The following is a 20,226-nucleotide window of genomic DNA, read 5'->3' as shown; positions in this document are numbered from 1 at the left end:
ACTCAAGTCCTGACTGCAAAAAAGATAAAGCCAATTTAACCATTTTGCTCTATCTGGGCAATTAACTCTGTCAAAACTTTGCTAGCTTTATCATTCTCAATCTGACAAGTTCCGGCATTCTGGTGTCCGCCGCCACCATATCTTAACATTAACTCCCCAATATTAGTTTTAGAAGTTTTGTTAAAGATTGACTTGCCAACTGCGAAAACAGTATTTTGTTGTTTCAGTCCCCAAAGTACGTGAATCGATATATTGCATTCGGGGAACAAAGCATAAATTACAAAACGATTGCCCGCATAAATCACCTCTTCGTTACGCAAATCCAAAACAACTAACTTATTATATACTTGGGCGCAGCGCTGTATTTGCTCTTTAAATTTTTCTTCTTGATCGAAGTAGAGGTCTACTCTTTCTTTCACATCAGGAAGCTGCAATATTTCATCGATGGTATGATTTTTGCAGTAATCGATTAACTGCATCATTAACTGATAATTGGAAACTGTAAAGTCTTTAAACCTTCCCAACCCCGTTCTGGCGTCCATTATGAAGTTTAACAGCACCCATTCTTGCGGATGCAGAACCTCTTCTTGGGCAAATTGAGCGGAATCTGATTTGTCAACGGCCGCCATCATCGCCTCAGAAATATCAGGAAACTTTGCTTTGCCTCCATAATATTGGTACAGTACCCTAGCGGCAGAAGCTGCATAGGGATCGATGATGTGGTTAATTTTGATTTTCTCGTGTCTGAGAGTTTCGCTGAAATGGTGATCGAAAGCTAGATGAACTCCCTCAACATAGGGTAAATTGGTGCTAATATCGTTATTTGTTATTGCGATTTTTCCATCCTGCATATCTTTAGGATGCACGAATTTAATCTCGTCGATCATATCGAGTTCTTTGAGCAAAACGGCACAGACAAGACCGTCAAAATCGCTGCGGGTGACTAATCTGTATTTTTTAGTGAGTGGCATATGCTTATGTGATGCGGAGGAACTGATCACCAGCTAATATAACGTATTACCCGATCGCTTTCCAATATGAACGCTGACCCTTACGCTTGGATAGACAAGTCCCTCGACACTATTCGCCGCGCCCATTGGTATCGATCGCCACAATCGATCGATAGTTGCCCCGGGCCTGTGGTAAAGTTAGCAAGTCACAGGCTGATTAACTTTGCCAGCAACGATTATCTGGGACTTGCCGGCGATGACAGGTTAATTCAAGCTGCTATGGCTGCAACTAAGGAATTTGGTACGGGTGCGACGGGTTCGAGGTTGGTCAGCGGACACCGCGATTTGCACCGACAGCTAGAACAAGCTATTGCTAATTTAAAACAAACTGAAGATGCTTTAGTCTTCAGTTCGGGATATTTGGCGAATCTAGGGGCGATCGCATCCGTTGTCGGCAAGCGCGATTTGATATTATCTGACAAGTACAACCATTCGAGCCTGAAAAACGGAGCCACACTCAGTGGTGCAACTGCCCTAGAGTACAATCACTGCAATCTTGAGGATTTAAAGGCCAAGCTAGAGCAAAATCGCGCAAGATACCGCAAGTGTTTAATTATTACCGATAGCGTCTTTAGCATGGATGGGGACTTGTGTCCGCTACCGCAGTTGTTAGCTGTGGCCGAAACCTTTAACTGCATGGTATTAGTAGATGAAGCTCACGCTACAGGAGTTTTCGGTGCTAGCGGTGCCGGTTGTGCAGAACATTTCGGGTGTACGGGAACACCACTGATTCAAGTGGGGACACTCAGCAAAGCTTTGGGAAGTTTAGGTGGTTACGTTGCGGGCTCTGCTGCTTTAATTGATTTTCTGCGTAATCGAGCTGCGACTTGGATTTATACTACGGCATTGACGCCTGCTGACGCGGCGGCTGCTTTGGTAGCTGTGAGGATTGTACAGCAAGAACCAGAACGCCGAGTTCGGTTGCAACAAAATATCGAAACTTTCAAATATTGCGCGATTACCAATCACCAATTACCAATTAGCAATTCCCTCTCCCCAATTTTCAGTCTTCCGTTAAAAGATGCAGCCTCCGCTTTAACAGTGGGCAGCAAACTCAAGGACATGGGTATTTTTGCTCCGGCGATTCGGCCTCCGACTGTAAGCGTGAGTCGAATTCGGATTTCGCTGATGGCAACTCACGAGCTCGCACACATTCAGCAGTTGGTAGAGGCGCTGAAGCAAGTTTTGAGTTTTGAGTAAATGTTGGGTACGCCATAAGTACCTTACCCTTTGAGTAAATGTTGTGAGACGGGGAGAATTTCTACTTCTGCCTTCTGCCTTTTGCTGCTCTAGCCTTCTGCTGCTCTAGCTTTCTGCTTTCTGCTGCTCTAGGCTTCTGCCTTTTTTTTGATTGTCAAGATATCGCTATTGACTTATGGCCAATCTTATACATTAGTTTGGGCGATCGGTCAATAACTGTAAATTTTTTGTAAATTTAGATACTTTTTGAAATTTAGCGCTATATTAGAGAAGTAGCAGGTACACCAAATTTTATATAAGGAACGTCCACCATGAACACAAATCGTCAAAACGTAAAAAAAGTAGCAGAAACCCACCGCGCTAACATTCACAAGCAACTGATACACCGCATAGAAGTAGCGAGATCCAGTGGGAACCAAGATTTGGTTCGGGTGCTTGAAGAGGAAATGAGACAGCTTTAAAGAAGCTGCAACTAGAATTTGCCCGTAGTTTGGTTTAGAGGGTTGTGCGAGAAATGCAGAATTCCGCCAACCGCTACCTGTTAACTTTTGACTCCTCTCTTAGTTGGTAGAAAAAACCCCGGTTTCTTCAAGAAACCGGGGTTTTTTATTGAGAAGGAAGAAGAAAGAAGGAAGAGGGAACAGTCCTAAACGCACAAAGTCTATCTGTAGGGTGCGCCTCGGCGCACAGAGACTCTACCAATAGCAGATTAAACCATTTTTTGAGTAAGTTATGAAGTCAGAAGGAAGAGGGAAGAAGGAAGAACAGGACTTACGCTGCATTCCTGTTATTTTTAAACTATCTGTAGTAGTAAAGTGCGCCTCGGCGCACCCTACTAATAACTAACGAAACTGGCACATGGTGAGGGCGTGTTCACGCCCTCACCCATCACCTTAACCAGTCCGGATCACTGACAAGTTGACAGTCGCGACTAACGACCAAACTCAATAATAAGCGCACGAATAACGTACACTCATGTATGTGCTATTGGTTGGAAAATTGAGCAATTTCCTAGGGAACTCAAGCAATTAACCGGGAGAGAATCTTGCCAGTCCCGTCAAGCTAGAATTCAAAAAAATCCTATTGCTTGCCATGAACTTGTGTGGCTTAGGCGCTCAAAAGTTGAGCCAATAAAACTCGTCAAATAATATATCAAATTAAACACTGGCTTCTTCTATCAAATCATTGAAGTGAGCCACTAAAAATTCCCGATGTTCTGATGTTTATTGGGTAATTTTAGGGTGCTGGTACACGGATATGTGGCAGTTGCCTAAGTCCTGGTTATATTAAAGATGGATTGAGATAGATTGCCCTGGTTTACTGGGAAAGGCAGCTTTGCCACAAGTTAAGACTAGCAAAAATGCTTAACGGAAAGAAGTTAAAATCTCTCAAGCTGAAAATCAGGGTCGCGACAGCAAAATCCCCAAAATAATAGGTAAAACTGATGGCGACAGACATCCGACACCAGCCGGAAAACGGCTACCACTCAGAACCAACTCAGCCTTCTCTAAGAGAAAATCTTAATAGGCGATCGCCCATGCGCCTTCAGCCCACCCTAACGACCCTCGAAACTTGGGGGTTTGGCCTTACGGGTCCTCTGCTATGGATTAGCGGTGCACCGGCCATACACGCCGCTCTTGGGCCTCAAGCTATCTTCGTCTGGTTGCCAGCAACAATTGTGGGGATGCTGCTGAACTTTCAGATGCAAAGCTTGGGCAGGAAGTGGCCAGAGATGGCAGGGGGAACGCCCAACTATACGGCGCGGCTGCTGAACAATTATCCCTGGTTGGGTAGGTATGGAGCGATCGGATACTTTTTTAGTTGGTTATCGGTGCCAACGATCAACGCCCTGATCATCACAGCCCTGATCCAAGCCAACCTGAAACCATTAGGGATTTCATGTCCTGAGATACTCCTCCAAATTGGCTTTACGGTACTCGCCTTTATTGTGGCGTTTAGCGGCACCCGCGCCTTGAGTATCCTGCATTTATGTTTCGTTCTACCCGCTGTGGGATTCCTCTTAGTTTTTTGCACTCAAGGCATCGGCTGGTTATTACTATCCCCAGCTAGCCCCGGCTTTTTTCCCGACAGTTGGCCTAGCTTTTCCTTTGTTGAATGGGCAAAATGGTACTTTTTTGGCGCCTACGCTACTTACGCCTGTGAAACTGCTGCCTCCTTTGTCGCTGATAGCCAACGACCGGGGGAGACTTTGCGGTTTCTGAGCTTTGTGGCTTGGCTGATTCCTATTCCCTATCTAGCCGGTTCCTGGGTACTGATGCGCTTGGCAACAGAACCGGGATTACAAGACGACACCTTCTTAAACCTATTATCCGCAGCTAAACTCTTCTGGGGGCCGTGGGCCTCATTTATGGTGACGCTTTTGATCGTCGCGGGCTGCCTCCTAAGTTCCGCCACAGCGGTTTCCAACACTCCCCGCGTTTTGTACCAACTTGCCTTGGACGGGCACATATCGCCAGTATTCGGTGTTGTCTCCCCACGGGGCGTGCTCGGCCCAGCCCTGTTGCTGACGTTCTTGCTCAGTCTCATCTGTCTAGCTTGGGGAGATATAGGGCGTTTAGTAATGGTGGGCACAAGTGGTGGGCTGAGCGCCTTTACAATAGCCCATTTGGGGCTATGGGTACGTCGGGATAGGCCAGAAGTGCTATGGCCTTGGTGGTCTGGAGGCTTTTTCCTGGTGGAAACAGTTGTCCTGATTGTTGGAGGCTTGGCTTGGAACTGGCAAGACCTGCTGATCGGACTGCTCTTGCCGATCGCTATTTTGGCAGTGGATGCTGCGATCCGTCACAGTGCATTTCCCCCCTTCCATCCTGCGTGGTGGATTAAGCTTTATCGGGGGCAGTCCTACAGGATAACCAAGGATTTTGTAGCGCTTCAGGTAGGCATCCTGATCTTTCTGATCTGTAGCACTGCCGCGATCGCCTGGGTGATTAGAGCCACGTTAGACGGACTTCCAGCCGATGCTGCCAATAATCTTTTGATTGTTCTGGTAATAACCGTAGGCTTTGTCGGAGTGGCCGTTGCCTGCTGGACGAGCTTACCCCAGGTCGTCTCCATGAATGAAGCACGAGAGGGAGCAGAACAACTCTTTACCATTGCCCTAGATGCGATCGTGGTGCTGGATGAAACCGGAGTGATTCGTCAGACTAATCCCGCTGCTGAAAGCGTTTTCGGAATCGGCACCACTGGACTCCTAGGGCATCCCCTGAACAAACTACTGCCCGGATTAGCTTTTGAGCCCGATCGGTGGCCCAGCCGCAGCGAACAAACTCTTAACCTACCCGATCGCGACTCGCGTATCCTTGAAGTTGCCATCTCGGACCGATTTTCTCAAAATGCTTCGCTTTCAAATCAAGGTATGCAAGAATATGTGGTGATTCTGCGCGATATCAGCGATCGCAAGCAAGCCCAAGAATCTCTACAAAAAGCGAATGAGGAACTAGAAATCAAAGTTGAAAATCGTACATCTGAACTCACCCATACTGTGCAGCAATTGCAGAATGAGATTGAAGAGCGCCAGCGGATTGAAGAAAATCTCAGAGCTATGCAAAATCAAATTGTTGTCCAAGAAAAACTAGCTTCTCTGGGCAGTTTAACAGCAGGCATTGCCCACGAAATCAGAAACCCCTTAAACTTTGTCAACAATTTCTCAGAACTTTCTGCTGAATTAACCGAAGAACTGTTTGAAAAAATTGAAAATCAAGCACAACGTTTAGATCCCGAAACCAGTGACGATATTGCCGAGCTATTAACCGATCTCAAAGCCAATCTTAAAAAAATCAATCAACACGGTCAAAGAGCCGACAAAATCGTTGGTAATATGCTTTTGCATTCTCGCGGACAAAGCGGTCACTGGGAAGCTACAGATATAAATAGTTTATTGGCTGAATATATCAATCTAGCCTATCACGGGATGCGAGCCAAGGAACCTGCTTTTAACATTACCATAGAAACCGACTACGACAATGATATTGGTGAAGTAAATGTCGTGCCACAAGACATCGGCAGGGTTTTTCTTAACATTATTAGCAATGCTTGTTATGCAGCCTATAAAAAGAAACAAGAAATGGGAGCCGAATTTTCACCGCTGCTTGACGTGAGAACTCGAAATCTTGGTGACGCGATTGAAATCCGCATTCGCGATAATGGCTCAGGTATAAAACCAGAGGTACTCGATAAAATTTTCAATCCGTTTTTTACTACAAAGCCACCAGCCGAAGGTACTGGTCTAGGTCTTTCTATCAGTCAAGATGTTATCGTCCAACAACATCGAGGAGAACTAAAAGTCGAAACAGAAGTAGGAGATTACACAGAGTTTATCATCACCTTGCCCAAAAAAGTAGCCGAAATAAGGAGTTAAAAAAATGAAAGTAATGGTGATAGACGACGAGGAAGATATTCAGTCACTGTTCAAGCAGAAATTTAGGCAAGAAATCAAAGCAGGGAAAATTGAATAGGGCTAAAAAAGGCGAAATTAGCTTAAGTGAGAAGTCAGAAATAAAATGTAATTAGGTAAAATTGAAGAGGGATTGAGATAAATTTTCATGGTTGACTGGGGAAGGCAGCTTTGCCAAAACTATAAGACCAGCAAAAACACTTAACATAAAAAAGTTGAAATCTATGAAGCTGAACATCGGGTAGCGACTACAAGATCCAAAAAATATATAGGTAAAATTGATGGCGACAGACATCCAACACCCGCAGGAAAACGGCTATCACTCAGAACCAACTCAGCCTTTCCTACAAGAAAATCTCAATGAGCGATCGCTCATGCGCCTACCGAAAATCCTGAGTCCCCTTGAAACGCTGGGCTTCGGGATGACTGGTCTTATCGCAGGCGTTCCCGTTGCACCGGCAATACACGTGGCGCTCGGCCCAAATGCCATTTTCGTCTGGCTGCCCGCCGTATTGGTGGGGGTGATGCTGAACCTGCAAGTGAAACGTTTAGGGGAACAGTGGCCAGAAATGTCAGGGGGAACGCCCAACTATATCACCAGGCTACTGAGCAACTATCCGCTTCTGGGCAGCTATGCGGCGATCGGCTACTTCTTCGGCTGGGCAGTATATCCGTCACTAAACGCGATCGTAATTACGGCGCTAATCAAAGCTAACCTAGAACCCTTGGGCATTGCCTGTCCAGAAACGGTGCTAAGAATTGGATTCACAATAATCGCTTATATAGTGGCGTTTAGCGGCACCCGCGCCTTGGGAATACTGCACTCATTTTTCATTTTCCCGGCAGTGGGATTCCTACTGGTGTTTAGCATTCAAGGCGTGGGATGGTTAGCCTTCTCCCCAGATAGCCCCGGATTTTTCCCCACCAGTTGGCCAACTTTAACCTTTGTTGACTGGGCTAAATGGTCATTCTTAGGAATCTACATTACTTGCGCCTGTGAAACCGCTTCCTCGTTTGTCGCCGACAGCCGCCGCCCTACAGAAACTTTGCGGGTTCTGAACTTAGCCGCTTGGCTGATGCCACCCGTGTTGCTTGGGAGTTCCTGGGTACTGACGCGCTTAGCAACCTCCCCAGAACTGGGCGAGGACTCGTTTAAGAACCTCTTAGCTGCGGCATCACCATTTTGGGGTCAGTCAGCTTCATTAATCGTCACACTCCTGCTGGTCTCAAGCGCTCTTCTCGCTTCCGCCACTGGCGTTTCCAACGCTCCCCGCATTTTGTACCAACTCGCTCTAGATGGGCGCGTTTCACCAGTCTTCGCTTTCATCTCCCGACGGGGCGTTCTGGAACCGGCCCTGGTATTTTGCCTTTTACTCAGTTTGCTCGGTCTGCTTTGGGGAGATGTAACCAGGATCTCGGTGGTCGGTGGTGCTAGTTACCTGATAATGCTGATGGCATTTTATCTAGGACTGTGGCTGCGGCGAGGATCGCCAGAAGTGCGATGGCCTTGGTGGGGGGCAGGCTTCTTCTTTTTACTTGCAGTTGTTCTGGTTGTCGCAGGCTTGAACTGGAGTTGGCAAGACGTGATCATTGGCTTGCTGTTGCCTGTGGCTATTTTGGCAGTGGATGCGGTTATCCGTCGCATTTCCTTTGCGCCATTCCATCGGGCGTGGTGGCTTCGGCATTACAGGGCGGGGCGCAAGAGCCAGATCGTAGATTTTGTGGCGTTTCAGGTTATTGTTCTGATTTTGCTAGTCTGTAGCGCCGTCAGTATTGGCTGGGTTTTTAGATCCCAATTAGATGGTAACTCTAGTGTTGGCTCTAATCTTTTGGCAGTGCTGATCTTGACAGTCACTTTTATCGGGGTGGCTGTTGCCTGCTGGACGAGCTTACCCCAAGTCGTCTCAATGGACGAGGCACGAGAGGCGGCGGAACAACTGTTTGTAATTGCCATAGACGCCATTGTAGTGCTGGATGAAAAGGGGATGATTCGTCAGGCTAACCCAGCATCTGAACGTCTATTTGAGTTAAGCAGTGGTCAATTAATCGGGCGTCACTTGAACAAACTACTCCCCGGATTGGCAAATCAGCCAGAACTGTGGCCGGGCCGGAGCGAACAAACCCTGAACCTGCCCACTGAAGACTCGCGCATCCTGGAAGTTGCCATCTCAAACCGATTCTCCCAAGAGGCTTCGCTTTCCAATCAGGAGCTACAAGAATATGTGGTGATTCTGCGCGACATCACCGATCGCAAGCAAGCCCAAGAATCCCTACAAAAGGCCAATGAGGAACTAGAAATCAAAGTTGAGAATCGTACATCTGAACTCACCCATACTGTGCAGCAATTGCAGAATGAGATTGAAGAGCGCCAGCGGATAGAAACAAATCTCAGAGCTATGCAAAATCAAATTGTTGTCCAAGAAAAACTAGCTTCTCTGGGCAGTTTAACAGCAGGCATTGCCCACGAAATCAGAAACCCCTTAAACTTTGTCAACAATTTCTCAGAACTTTCTGCTGAATTAACCGAAGAACTGTTTGAAAAAATTGAAAATCAAGCACAACGTTTAGATCCCGAAACCAGTGACGATATTGCCGAGCTATTAACCGATCTCAAAGCCAATCTTAAAAAAATCAATCAACACGGTCAAAGAGCCGACAAAATCGTTGGTAATATGCTTTTGCATTCTCGCGGACAAAGCGGTCACTGGGAAGCTACAGATATAAATAGTTTATTGGCTGAATATATCAATCTAGCCTATCACGGGATGCGAGCCAAGGAACCTGCTTTTAACATTACCATAGAAACCGACTACGACAATGATATTGGTGAAGTAAATGTCGTGCCACAAGACATCGGCAGGGTTTTTCTTAACATTATTAGCAATGCTTGTTATGCAGCCTATAAAAAGAAACAAGAAATGGGAGCCGAATTTTCACCGCTGCTTGACGTGAGAACTCGAAATCTTGGTGACGCGATTGAAATCCGCATTCGCGATAATGGCTCAGGTATAAAACCCGAGGTAGTCGATAAAATTTTCAATCCCTTTTTTACTACAAAACCACCAGCCGAAGGTACTGGTCTAGGTCTGTCTATCAGTCAGGATGTTATCGTTCAGCAACATCGCGGAGAACTAAAAGTCGAAACAGAAGTAGGAAAATACACAGAGTTTATAATCACATTGCCCAAAAAAATAGCCGAAATTAAGGAGTTAAAAAAATGAAAGTAATGGTGGTAGACGACGAGGAAGATATTCAGTCACTGTTCAAGCAGAAATTTAGGAAAGAAATCAAAGCAGGGCAAATTCAATTTCATTTTTCCCTGTCCGCAGAGGCAGCTTTGAACTACTTAGAAAACCAGGATGAAGCGTCTATTGTCTTGATTTTATCGGATATTAATATGCCAGGAATGAATGGGATCGAACTGCTCAGGATTCTCAAAGAAAAGTTTCCCGATTTAAAAGTTTTTATGATTACGGCTTATGGAGATGAGAGAAATTACCAAACCGCAATGGCTTATGGAGCTGATGACTATATTACTAAGCCTGTTAATTTTGATAAACTCAAAAATAAAATACTCAACTTGGAGTAAACTTAAAAGGAAACCTATTTAGTAATTGGTAATGAGTAATTGGTAATTGAAAGCAGTATTTCAGTCGAGTTAAAATTGCTCGATTGCATTTTCCTTCTGTTCTTCTGGAACGCTAAATCTTTATGATGAGTTTTAAGAGTTACTGAAAAATGAATATGTCAACAAAAATAATGTTTGTGGATGATGAACCCGATTTAGAATCTCTACTTTCCCAGAGATTTAGGAAAAAAATCCGCGCCGAAAAATGGCAGCTTTTTTTTGCCCACAATGGCGTACAAGCGCTGGAAAAATTGAAAGAATACCCGGATGTAGATATAGTAGTGACCGACCTTAATATGCCTGAAATGGATGGTCTGACTTTACTCTCTAAACTTAATCAGATAAACCTCCCTTTCAAAACAATAGTTATATCAGCCTATGGCGACCTAAAAAATATAAGAAATGCGATGAACTTCGGTGCTTTTGACTTTCTAACCAAGCCGATAGATTTTCAGGATTTAGAAATTACCCTCAACAAAACGCTGCGCGAGGTGCAACAGGTAAAAGAAAATCAGCGCTTGCGGGAGTCAGAAGCTCGCGCTAGAGAAGAAGCTCAGCATTTACAGAACTGTATGCAAGACCTAAAAAAGACCCAAGCTCAACTGATTCAGACCGCAAAAATGTCTTCTTTGGGTCAAGTGGTTGCGGGGATTGCCCATGAAATCAACAACCCCGTCAACTTTATCTACGGCAATATCAGCCACGTCAGTGATTATATTGAAGACTTACTGCACCTGCTGCATCTCTATCAGCAGTACACCCCTCCCAATTCTGAGATTCAAGCTGAAATCGAAGCCATAGATTTGGAATTTATGATAGTAGATTTACCTCAAATTATGGTGTCGATGAAAGGGGGTGTTGACCGCATTCAGAAGATTATTTTGTCTTTGCGTAACTTCTCAAGACTGGATGAAGCTAACATAAAGTCGGTTGACATTCACGAGGGGATAAAAAGCAGCCTGCTGATTTTGCATAATCGATTTCAAGCAAGGGCAGCGCGTCCAGAGATTCAAGTGATGGAGGAGTACAGCAATCTGCCTTTAGTGGAATGCTATGCCGGAGAACTCAACCAGGTGTTTATCAACATCCTTTCTAATGCGATTGATGCTTTGAATGAGTACAACAAACAACGGTCACTAGATAACCCCCCCGCTTGCCCCCTCGCCATTACTATTCGCACTTTTCTGCTAGAGGAAAAATCCCGTGTCGTCATTCAAATTCGGGACAATGGGCCGGGGATAACGGCAGAGGTGAAAGACCGTATTTTTGAACCATTTTTTACTACTAAGCCTGTAGGTGAGGGTACTGGTTTGGGTCTCTATATAAGCTACCAAATTGTACATGAGAAGCATGGGGGCGCCTTGAACTGTTTTTCAGACGTGGGGCAGGGAACAGAGTTCTGGATTGAAATTCCAATCAGACAAACTAGGGCGGCACTCAACCTTAGCTAATCCATCGACTTTTACCAAACTCAGAGCCTATTCCAGCCATCTGGTTGGCCATGGTAGAAATCAGCCTTTTCATTACTCCTGAAATAATCTATAATAGGACGTAAAGTAGATAAAAATTACTCGGCGGATAAGTTAATGAATCCCAGGAGTTCAAAAAATGTCACCTACGACCGCACTGGCTCGCAATATGCCAGCTAAAATATTATTTGTGGATGACGAGCCTGATTTAGAATCTTTAATTTGCCAGAAATTTAGACAAAAGATCCGCACCGGAGAATACCAAGTTTTTTTTGCACACAATGGCGTAGAAGCGCTTTCAACGTTGCGAGAGCAGCCGGATATAGATATTATCCTGACAGACATTAATATGCCAGTCATGGATGGTATGGCTTTGCTAGCGAAACTTAACGAGCTAGTTACTATGGTCAAAACAGTAGTTATATCTGCTTATGGCGATTTGGGAAATATCAGAAAGGCAATGAATGGCGGGGCATTTGACTTTTTGATTAAGCCTTTAAATTTTCAGGATTTAGAAATTACCATTAACAAAACTTTATGCCATGTGCAGCAGCTAAAGGAAAACGAGCGCGCCCGCCAAGAAAGAGAGGAGAAATTACGGCAATCGGAAGCGCGAGAGCGAGAAAAAGCCATCCAACTAGAACTGGCCCTGCAAAATTTACAGCGCACCCAGTCTCAGCTTATTCAGACTGAGAAAATGTCTAGCTTAGGACAACTAATTTCCGGTATTGCCCACGAAATTAATAATCCTGTTAACTTCATCTATGGCAACTTAACTTATGTCACGGATTACACTCATCAGCTATTGAGTTTAATCACGCTTTACCAGCAGCACGATCCCCATAACTACCCGGAAATCGAAGCTTTAATTGAGCAAATAGAGCTGGAATTTATCAAAGAGGATATGCCTAAAATGCTGTCTTCGATGAAATTGGGGGCAGAACGTATCCGTCAGATTGTGCTGACGTTGCGGAACTTCTCGCGCCTAGACGAAGCTGAGATGAAACCCGTTAATATTCACGAGGGAATCGACAGCTCTCTAGTAATTTTGCATAGTCAGCTAAAGGCTAAGCCGAATTCTTCGTCTATTGAAGTTATTAAAGAATACGGAGATTTGCCACAAATAGAATGTTATGCCTGTCAGTTGAATCAGGTATTTATGAATTTGTTAAGCAATGGCATTTATGCCTTGAATCACTATGATAAAAAACTCAGCCCTGAGCCAATTAAAAACGAGCCTAGGACGATTACGATTGCTACTTCTATGCTGAATCGCGAGTGGGTAAGAATCAGTTTTAAAGATAATGGCCCGGGAATGACAAGCGATGTAATAAATCGGCTGTTTAATCCTTTTTTTACAACTAAACCTTTGGGTGATGGCACGGGCTTGGGATTATCGATCAGCTATCAGATTGTGGTGGAGAAGCACGGCGGAGATTTGAAGTGTTTTTCGCAGCCAGATCGAGGTGCAGAATTTGTGATTGAGATTCCGATTAGGCAGAATAATCGGATAGAGATGAAGACAAATTAAGGGGAATTAAAAAAAAATCCACAAAGTCTGGTAAAGTCTATAATCGCGATCGCACTTCCCCAATTTCTATGTAATTTATGAAGCCTCCCAAACACCGAACGACCTAGCTGAAGCCCTCAATAGTAGATTTTGAGTGGTTGGTCAAGTTGTCAGTGTCCCGGACTGGTTAAGGTGAGGCGTGAGGGCGCGAACACGCCTTCACCATGTGCCAGTTGCGTAAGTTTTGAACTAATAATTAATGACTAATGACTAAGGATTATCTTCCTCCGACGACAACATTTTTAATCCGCAAATGGGGGCCGCCGACGCTTACGGGCAAACCGCTCTGACCGCCTTTACCGCAACCGCCGTAGGCATAAACCGAGTCGTTTCCTATAGACTCAATATCCTTTAACGTCTGAAATACATTGCCGCTTAAAGTGACATCGCTGACCGGTTCGGCCAATTTGCCGTCGCGAATCATGAACCCTTGAGCCGCCGCAAACGTAAACATTTCGCCGTTGGTTTGTCCTCCCAACATCCGCACTGCATAAACTCCTTCGTCAATGTCGGCAACCATTTCGTCAAAAGAATGTTCGCCAGACTCGATCGCAGTATTAGTCATCCGCACCAAAGGCATAAAAGTAGCGCTCAGAGCCCGGGCATTTCCCGTCGGACTTTCGCCCATTTTGCCCGCAGTCTCGCGATTGTGCATCCGAGCCGCTAAAACTCCATTTTTAATTAAATGCTTGCACTGAGCCGGCACGCCTTCGTCGTCGTATTTCAAAGTTCCCGGCAATCCCGGCACAGTTGCGTCGTCAATTACATTCAATTGTTCGATCGCCACAGGCTTGCCCAAAGTCAACAATTCCTGCATTTTTGGGTTTTCGTAAATGCCGTCTGCTTCCGACAAATGCCCGAAAGCTTCGTGAATAAAAACCCCCGACAAATAAGGGTCTAAAATCACCGGATACTGGCCGCCTTTCACCGATTTTGCCTCTAGTTGACCCACAGCTCGAACGGCCGCACTTTTAACACGATCTTCAATATTTGTCAACACATCGTAATCCGATCGCGAGTGAATCGACTCAAACCCTTGGCGGACGACACCGCCCTCGCCGCGGGCGATCGCTCCGAAACGCCCGGTCACATCCAAGCGCTCTTGAGCGATGCAAGTACCTTGAGAATTCACAAAATAAGTAATCCCAAATCTGTCGCTGTAACCTGCCATTGTCGTCTGAATTCGCGGGTCATAATCTAACAGCAACTGATTGTAAGATTCGAGCAATTTCCGCTTTTCGGCTAGAGTAATAGAGCGCGGGTCGCGACCCAATTCCACCGCTACATAATCTTGAATCGGGGTGACATCTGCGAGTAGAGTTTTTTCGCTGCCAACCAAACGAGACTGCACTACAGCTTCTTCAATACGGTCTTTTAACTCATCTAAACCGTTAAAAGTTACAAAACTCCAGCCACCTTTGTGACAGGCGCGGATGCCGCCGGCGAGACTAAAACTGCGGTTGACAGCATCTAACTGAGGGCCGCGAAAACTAATCGCAGTTGACTCGCTTTGTTCGAGGCGAACTTCTAGATAATCTACGCGATCGCGGTAAGGTGCGATCGCTTCCATCAACTGTTCTTGCATCAAATTGCCCCTATGAATGATTGGCCGTAGCGCTGAAAAAAATTATTCCTAAACCTATTTTAGCTAATAACTCGCGTCTTTCGGGTGCGCGCTCCCCCCCCGGGTGTGGTACGGTATCGTGGCGCGCCCTACCCGAGCAAGGGCGAGTCAACCAATTTTAGATTTTAGATTTTAGATTTTAGATTTTAGATTTTAGATTGATATCGTCCTGAGCCTGCGAAGGAATGAATCCGGGGGCTTTTTAGGAAGGATGCAAAGCTTTTTAAAGTCTCCGTCCTGAGTCTGCGAAGGAATGAATACAGGGGCTTATGACCACATTACTTTCGCTCAGTCGATTGTAGATTTAAAACTTTTTCCATAGAATTAATCATGAGAGGCTTGCCGATCGCCGACGTTGGGCGGGCGTCCTAGAACACAACAAACTCCCGCCCGCTTGCGAAAAGCCCGGTATGCCGAAAATCTGGCATTGGCCTAGAGAAATCAAACTAAACTAAATCTATCTAAAGATCTAAAAAATATACCTTAACCGCCGGCAGATGGAATACTTTAAGGTGAAAAAATTCCAAATTTCACCGTATTTAGCAGCAATTTCGGCATCAATAGCAATTTTGGTCGGAGTTGGCATTTTAGATCGCTCAGAACAGCGGCGGTTTTTTCACTACAACCGCGCTAGCACCCTCGAACGCCTCAGCACAGTCCGTTCTAAGCTGGAAGGCGCTTTGAATTCCCGCGTGTTTTTGACGCGGGGTTTGGGGGCTTACCTTTCCAACAACCCAAACATCACTGAAGCCGAGTTTACAGCGACGGCGAGAATTCTGGTGGCACAGCAACCGGGCATCCGCGCCATAACTTTAGTTAAAGGCACGACGATCGCTTACATTTACCCACGGGAGGGAAATGAAGCGCTGATCGGGGTTGACTTGACGGCGCTACCCGCACAGCGGCAAATGGTCAAAGAGGTCATCAACACCAGAAAAACTTTGCTCGCCGGGCCCGTGAAATTATTGGAGGGGGACGAGACGTTCATCAGCCGATCGCCGATTTTTCTCACACCCTCCGGCGCCGAGCCTGAAACAGGAGTTTACTGGGGCTTGACAGGTTTGATCATCGACAAAAATTCCCTGATTGAGGAAGCAGGACTCAATGACTCCTCAGCGAAGCTGCAATACGCTCTGCGGGGCAAAGACGGGAAGGGAGCATCCGGCCCTGTGTTTTTTGGTGACGGGTCAATTTTTCAGCACAATCCCGTGCTGCTGGAAGTGACTTTGCCGCACGGTTCCTGGCAGTTGGCAGCAATTCCGGCGGGAGGATGGCCTGCACATTCGCCGTTTCGGGGGTGGCTGATCTTTGGAGGCGGCTTGCTGGCTGTTTTCAGCGGGGTAGTGGCGTTTAGCTGGGTATATGGCCCTGTGAAGCTGCAGGCAAGCGAAGCTAAGTACCGACAATTGGTTGAGAATGCTAACAGCATTATTGTGCAGTTAGACAGTGAAGGCAAAATTACTTTTTTTAATGAGTTTGCTGAAACTTTTTTCGGGTATTCAGAAGCAGAAATCATCGGCAAAAGTGCGATCGGGACAATTATACCGAAAACAGATTTATCAGAAAGTGACCTGGCGGCAATGATTCGAGACTCTTTGCCACTGCCGGAAAAATACTTCCAAAATGAAAACGAAAACATCCGCAGCAATGGAGAAAGGGTGTGGGTAGCGTGGACAAATAAACCTTTGCTAGATGCGGAGGGAAATTTGGCAGGGCTGCTTTGTATCGGGACGGATATTAGCGATCGCGTCTTAGCAGAAGCCGCGCTGCTTGAGAGCGAATCTCGCTATCGGGCAATTATTGAAGACCAAACCGAACTGATTTGCCGTTTCTTGCCGAGCGGAGTTTTGACTTTTGTCAACGATGCCTACTGCCGCTATTTCAATAAATCGCGATCGGATTTGGAGGGCCATACTTTTATGCCCTTGATGCCGGCAGAAGACCAAGAAATTATCAGCCGCAGTTTCAGCTCTCTAAGCCTAGAAAACCCCGTCGTTACCTGTGAACACCGCGTCGTTCTCGAAACAGGGGAAACTCGCTGGCAGCAGTGGACGAATCGGGGGATTTTTGACAGTACGGGCAGCTTGATTGAGTGTCAAGGAGTAGGGCGCGACATTAGCGATCGCAAACAAGCTGAAATCGCTCTGCAAGCTTCAGAAGCAGAACTGCGGACTTTGTTTGCGGCAATGAACGACGTAATTTTGGTGATTGATATTGAAGGACGCTACCTGAAAATTGCCCCGACCAATCCCGGACTTTTATATAAACCGTCTCCAGAACTTGTCGGTCAAAAAATTAGCAACTTATTCTCTACAGAAATGGCAGAATCTTTTCTGGAGCAAATTCGCACCGCCCTCGCTACAAATCAAATCTGTACTTTTGAATATAACTTGGAAATTGGCAGCCTAAAAACGTGGTTTGCCGCTACCATCTCGCCCATGAAAGAAAACACGGTTTTGTGGGTGGCCCGCAACATTACAGAGCGCAAGCAAGCTGAAAATTGGTTAACGGGTCAAAAACAAATTTTAGAAATGATTGCTAAGGGTGCTTCTCTGGGCGATACTTTAAACACTTTAGTTAAAATTATCGAGCAGCAATCTAGAGATGTCATCTGTTCGATATTGCTTCTAGCTCCAGACGGCAAACATTTGCTGCACGGAGCCGCGCCCAGTTTGCCCGACAGTTACAATGCTGCTATTCATGGCATAGCCATCGGCCCGGATGTCGGTTCCTGCGGCACTGCTGCCTTTAGTCGCCAACAGGTGCTAGTTACAGATATTGCCAGCGATCCTTTGTGGGAAAATTTTCGAGATTTAGCCTTGAGTTTTGGACTGAGAGCTTGCTTGTCTACTCCTATTTTCTCATCTCAGGGTCAAGTTTTGGGAACTTTCGGGATGTATTATTCCCAACCGCGCAGCCCCCATTTTTTTGAGCTGCAATTGATAGAAGCGATTATTAATTTAGCAGGAATTGCGATCGAACGCAACCAGGCAGAAGAAAGTCTCAAACAGCTCAATCAAGAACTAGAAAATAGAGTCAAACAGAGAACTGCTCAATTGATGCAAACTGAAGAACGCTGGCAGTTAGCACTCAAAGGCAACAACGACGGCATTTGGGACTGGAACTTGCAAACAGGGGAACTATTCCTGTCCGATAGATTTAAGGAAATCACCGGATACGACGAACACAGCCCCATTCTCGATTACTTTGACGAATTGAACAAGGGCACGCATCCCGACGATTTAGCCTTAGTAATGCAAGCTCTCCAAGACCATTTAAACAAGAAAACGCCGCATTACATCATCGAATATCGCTGCTGGTGCTACAATAGCGCCTACAAATGGATATTGAGTCGGGGACAAGCTTTGTGGGACGCATCTGGAAAAGCAGTCCGCATGGTTGGTTCAATTACTGACATTACGGAGCGCAAACAAGCAGAGGAAGCACTGCGGGAAAGCGAGGCAAGATACCAAAAGCTGTCTGCTAATTTGCCGGGAATCATTTATCAATTTTTGTTGTGTCCAGATGGCTCTTTCTGTTTTCCTTACATAAGTGCTGCTTGCCGAGAACTTTTTGAGTTAGAACCAGAAGATGTTCTGCAAAATGCGGCTTTGGTAACAGATTTGATTCATCCCGAAGACCGCCAAAATTATGAGGAATCGGGTGCTATTTCTGCCCAGACTTTGCAACCTTGGCAGTGGCAAGGACGGATAGTGCTACCTTCAGGCAAGATTCGGTGGTTGCAGATAATGTCGCGTCCTGAAGCTAAAGAAAATGGCGATATTCTTTGGGACGGCATCGCCGTTGATGTTACGGATCGCAAACAAGCGGAGTTAGCTTTGCAAGAAAGCCAGCAGTTCATTCAAAAAGTAGCATCGGCTACTCCCGGTATTTTGTATCTCTACGACTTGGAAGAACAGCGTAATATCTACACTAATACTTCTATGTTCGCGCTTTTGGGCTATACCAGCGACGAAATTACAGCGATGGATTCGTCACTCATTCCTCAGTTAATAAACCCCGAAGATTTGCATAAAATAATGAAACATTTCGCGAGCTTTGGAGGAATTGAAGATGGCGAAACTAGGGAAATTGAGTACCGGATACGGGCAGCAGACGGTCAATTTTTGTGGCTGCAAAGTCGGGATACTATTTTTAGTAGGAATTCGGATGGTCAGGCTAAGGTAATAATTGGAGTTTCCCAGGATATTACGACTCGCAAGCAAGCAGAGGAAGCACTGCGACAAAGCGAGGCGCGAGAAAGAGAAAAAGCTCGAGATTTAGAGTCAGCGATCCTGGAATTGCGCTCTACTCAAACTCAGCTCATTCAAACTGAAAAAATGTCTTCTTTAGGGCAATTAGTTGCAGGCATCGCTCACGAAATTAATAATCCAGTTAATTTCATTCACGCTAACATTGATTATCTCAACCAGTATACAAAAGAGTTGCTGGATCTGGTGACTCTTTACGAACAGGAGTATCCCGAACCAAATTCAAAAATTGTCGATCGCATTCAAGAGATAGATTTGGACTTCATGGCTGAGGATTTAAGAAAACTTGTGGGTTCAATGCAGGTAGGAACAGAGCGCATCCGGCAAATTGTGTTGTCCCTCAGAAATTTCTCCCGGCTGGATGAATCTGCAATGAAGCCGGTCGATATTCACGTGGGAATTGAAAGCACTTTGTTAATTTTGCAGCACCGCTTGAAGAGTCGGGACAGCCGCCCGGAAATTGAAGTAATTAAGGAGTTTGGAAAACTGCCACTGGTGGAGTGCTATGCGAGCCAACTTAATCAGGTGTTTATGAATATTATTGCTAATGGAATTGATGCTATTGAAGAACGATATCACCAGTTATCGGTTCCACAATCAGAGACAAAGACTGGACGGATTGCTATTTCCACGGGTGTAACCCCCCAGAACACTGTTAGGGTAGAAATTTCGGACAACGGTACGGGCATTCCCGAGGGGATAGTCGATCGAATTTTTAACCCGTTTTTTACTACCAAAGCTGTGGGGAAAGGTACGGGGTTGGGAATGTCTATCGCGCACTCGATTGTGGTGGAAAAGCACAAGGGTAAGATTGAGTGCATTTCTTCCATAGGATGCGGAACGACTTTTAAGATTGAGATTCCGATCGACAAAGTGTATAAACAGTAGGGTGCACCAGTTGATTTGAGATTTGAGATTTGAGATTGACTCCACAGTGGTAGGATGCGTCAGTCGATTTGAGATTTGAGAGTGAGTCCACAGTGGTAGTATGCGTCAGCAGTTGTTGATTTTCAGGCGCGCAGCGATAAGCTGACTCACCC

Annotated in this window: 10 protein-coding genes; 8 read left to right on the top strand and 2 right to left on the bottom strand. The window is 45.6% G+C overall.

Annotation, left to right across the window (positions count from 1 at the left end; translation table 11 throughout):
* Nucleotides 1-35: 35 nt before the first annotated feature.
* Nucleotides 36-971 (bottom strand): exopolyphosphatase, encoded by a 936-nt coding sequence (locus QUA47_RS10750; RefSeq protein ID WP_190662554.1) that lies wholly within the window; start codon nt 969-971, stop codon nt 36-38.
* Between the two features lie 66 nt (nt 972-1,037).
* Between QUA47_RS10750 and bioF the strand changes: the two genes are divergently transcribed.
* The 7 genes from bioF to QUA47_RS10715 all read left to right on the top strand — a co-directional run bounded on the left by bioF (nt 1,038) and on the right by QUA47_RS10715 (nt 13,252).
* Nucleotides 1,038-2,210, top strand: a complete 1,173-nt coding sequence (bioF, locus tag QUA47_RS10745) for an 8-amino-7-oxononanoate synthase (protein ID WP_333430731.1) — start codon at nt 1,038-1,040, stop codon at nt 2,208-2,210.
* Nucleotides 2,211-2,521: 311 nt separating this feature from the next.
* Nucleotides 2,522-2,671 (top strand): arginine synthesis PII-interacting regulator PirA, encoded by a 150-nt coding sequence (gene pirA / locus QUA47_RS10740; RefSeq protein WP_006635290.1) that lies wholly within the window; start codon nt 2,522-2,524, stop codon nt 2,669-2,671.
* Nucleotides 2,672-3,654: 983 nt separating this feature from the next.
* Nucleotides 3,655-6,588: an ATP-binding protein gene (locus QUA47_RS10735; protein WP_333430730.1), complete on the top strand. Its 2,934-nt coding sequence runs from the start codon at nt 3,655-3,657 to the stop codon at nt 6,586-6,588.
* Nucleotides 6,589-6,905: 317 nt separating this feature from the next.
* Nucleotides 6,906-9,845: an ATP-binding protein gene (locus QUA47_RS10730; protein ID WP_333430729.1), complete on the top strand. Its 2,940-nt coding sequence runs from the start codon at nt 6,906-6,908 to the stop codon at nt 9,843-9,845.
* A complete protein-coding gene (locus tag QUA47_RS10725; protein WP_333430728.1) occupies nt 9,842-10,213 on the top strand; it encodes a response regulator in 372 nt (123 codons plus the stop codon). The genes QUA47_RS10730 and QUA47_RS10725 overlap by 4 nt, the downstream gene beginning before the upstream one ends.
* 155 nt (nt 10,214-10,368) lie before the next feature.
* Nucleotides 10,369-11,703 (top strand): ATP-binding protein, encoded by a 1,335-nt coding sequence (locus QUA47_RS10720; protein WP_333430727.1) that lies wholly within the window; start codon nt 10,369-10,371, stop codon nt 11,701-11,703.
* A gap of 157 nt (nt 11,704-11,860) precedes the next feature.
* Nucleotides 11,861-13,252, top strand: a complete 1,392-nt coding sequence (locus QUA47_RS10715; RefSeq protein ID WP_333430726.1) for an ATP-binding protein — start codon at nt 11,861-11,863, stop codon at nt 13,250-13,252.
* A 256-nt stretch (nt 13,253-13,508) separates the two neighbouring features.
* Here QUA47_RS10715 and QUA47_RS10710 read toward each other — a convergent pair whose 3' ends face one another.
* A complete protein-coding gene (locus QUA47_RS10710; protein ID WP_333106075.1) occupies nt 13,509-14,876 on the bottom strand; it encodes a TldD/PmbA family protein in 1,368 nt (455 codons plus the stop codon).
* A 551-nt stretch (nt 14,877-15,427) separates the two neighbouring features.
* On the opposite strand from QUA47_RS10710, the gene QUA47_RS10705 reads away from it, so the two are divergent.
* Nucleotides 15,428-20,074, top strand: coding sequence for a PAS domain S-box protein (locus tag QUA47_RS10705; RefSeq protein WP_333430725.1), 4,647 nt, complete (start codon nt 15,428-15,430; stop codon nt 20,072-20,074).
* Nucleotides 20,075-20,226 lie beyond the last annotated feature (152 nt).

Source organism: Microcoleus sp. MON2_D5 (genome assembly GCF_036701905.1).
In the GTDB taxonomy this organism is placed as follows: Bacteria; Cyanobacteriota; Cyanobacteriia; order Cyanobacteriales; family Microcoleaceae; genus Microcoleus.
Note: the sequence above shows the minus strand (reverse complement) of the source record. Positions and strands in the feature narration are given on the sequence as shown.

What these genes read in the sequence shown, in the direction of transcription:
- pirA (WP_006635290.1), top strand. Translation starts at nt 2,522, where the DNA reads ATGAACACAAATCGTCAAAACGTAAAAAAAGTAGCAGAAACCCACCGC.
- bioF (WP_333430731.1), top strand. Translation starts at nt 1,038, where the DNA reads ATGAACGCTGACCCTTACGCTTGGATAGACAAGTCCCTCGACACTATT.
- QUA47_RS10710 (WP_333106075.1), bottom strand. Translation starts at nt 14,876, where the DNA reads ATGCAAGAACAGTTGATGGAAGCGATCGCACCTTACCGCGATCGCGTA.
- QUA47_RS10715 (WP_333430726.1), top strand. Translation starts at nt 11,861, where the DNA reads ATGTCACCTACGACCGCACTGGCTCGCAATATGCCAGCTAAAATATTA.
- QUA47_RS10725 (WP_333430728.1), top strand. Translation starts at nt 9,842, where the DNA reads ATGAAAGTAATGGTGGTAGACGACGAGGAAGATATTCAGTCACTGTTC.
- QUA47_RS10720 (WP_333430727.1), top strand. Translation starts at nt 10,369, where the DNA reads ATGTCAACAAAAATAATGTTTGTGGATGATGAACCCGATTTAGAATCT.
- QUA47_RS10750 (WP_190662554.1), bottom strand. Translation starts at nt 971, where the DNA reads ATGCCACTCACTAAAAAATACAGATTAGTCACCCGCAGCGATTTTGAC.
- QUA47_RS10730 (WP_333430729.1), top strand. Translation starts at nt 6,906, where the DNA reads ATGGCGACAGACATCCAACACCCGCAGGAAAACGGCTATCACTCAGAA.
- QUA47_RS10735 (WP_333430730.1), top strand. Translation starts at nt 3,655, where the DNA reads ATGGCGACAGACATCCGACACCAGCCGGAAAACGGCTACCACTCAGAA.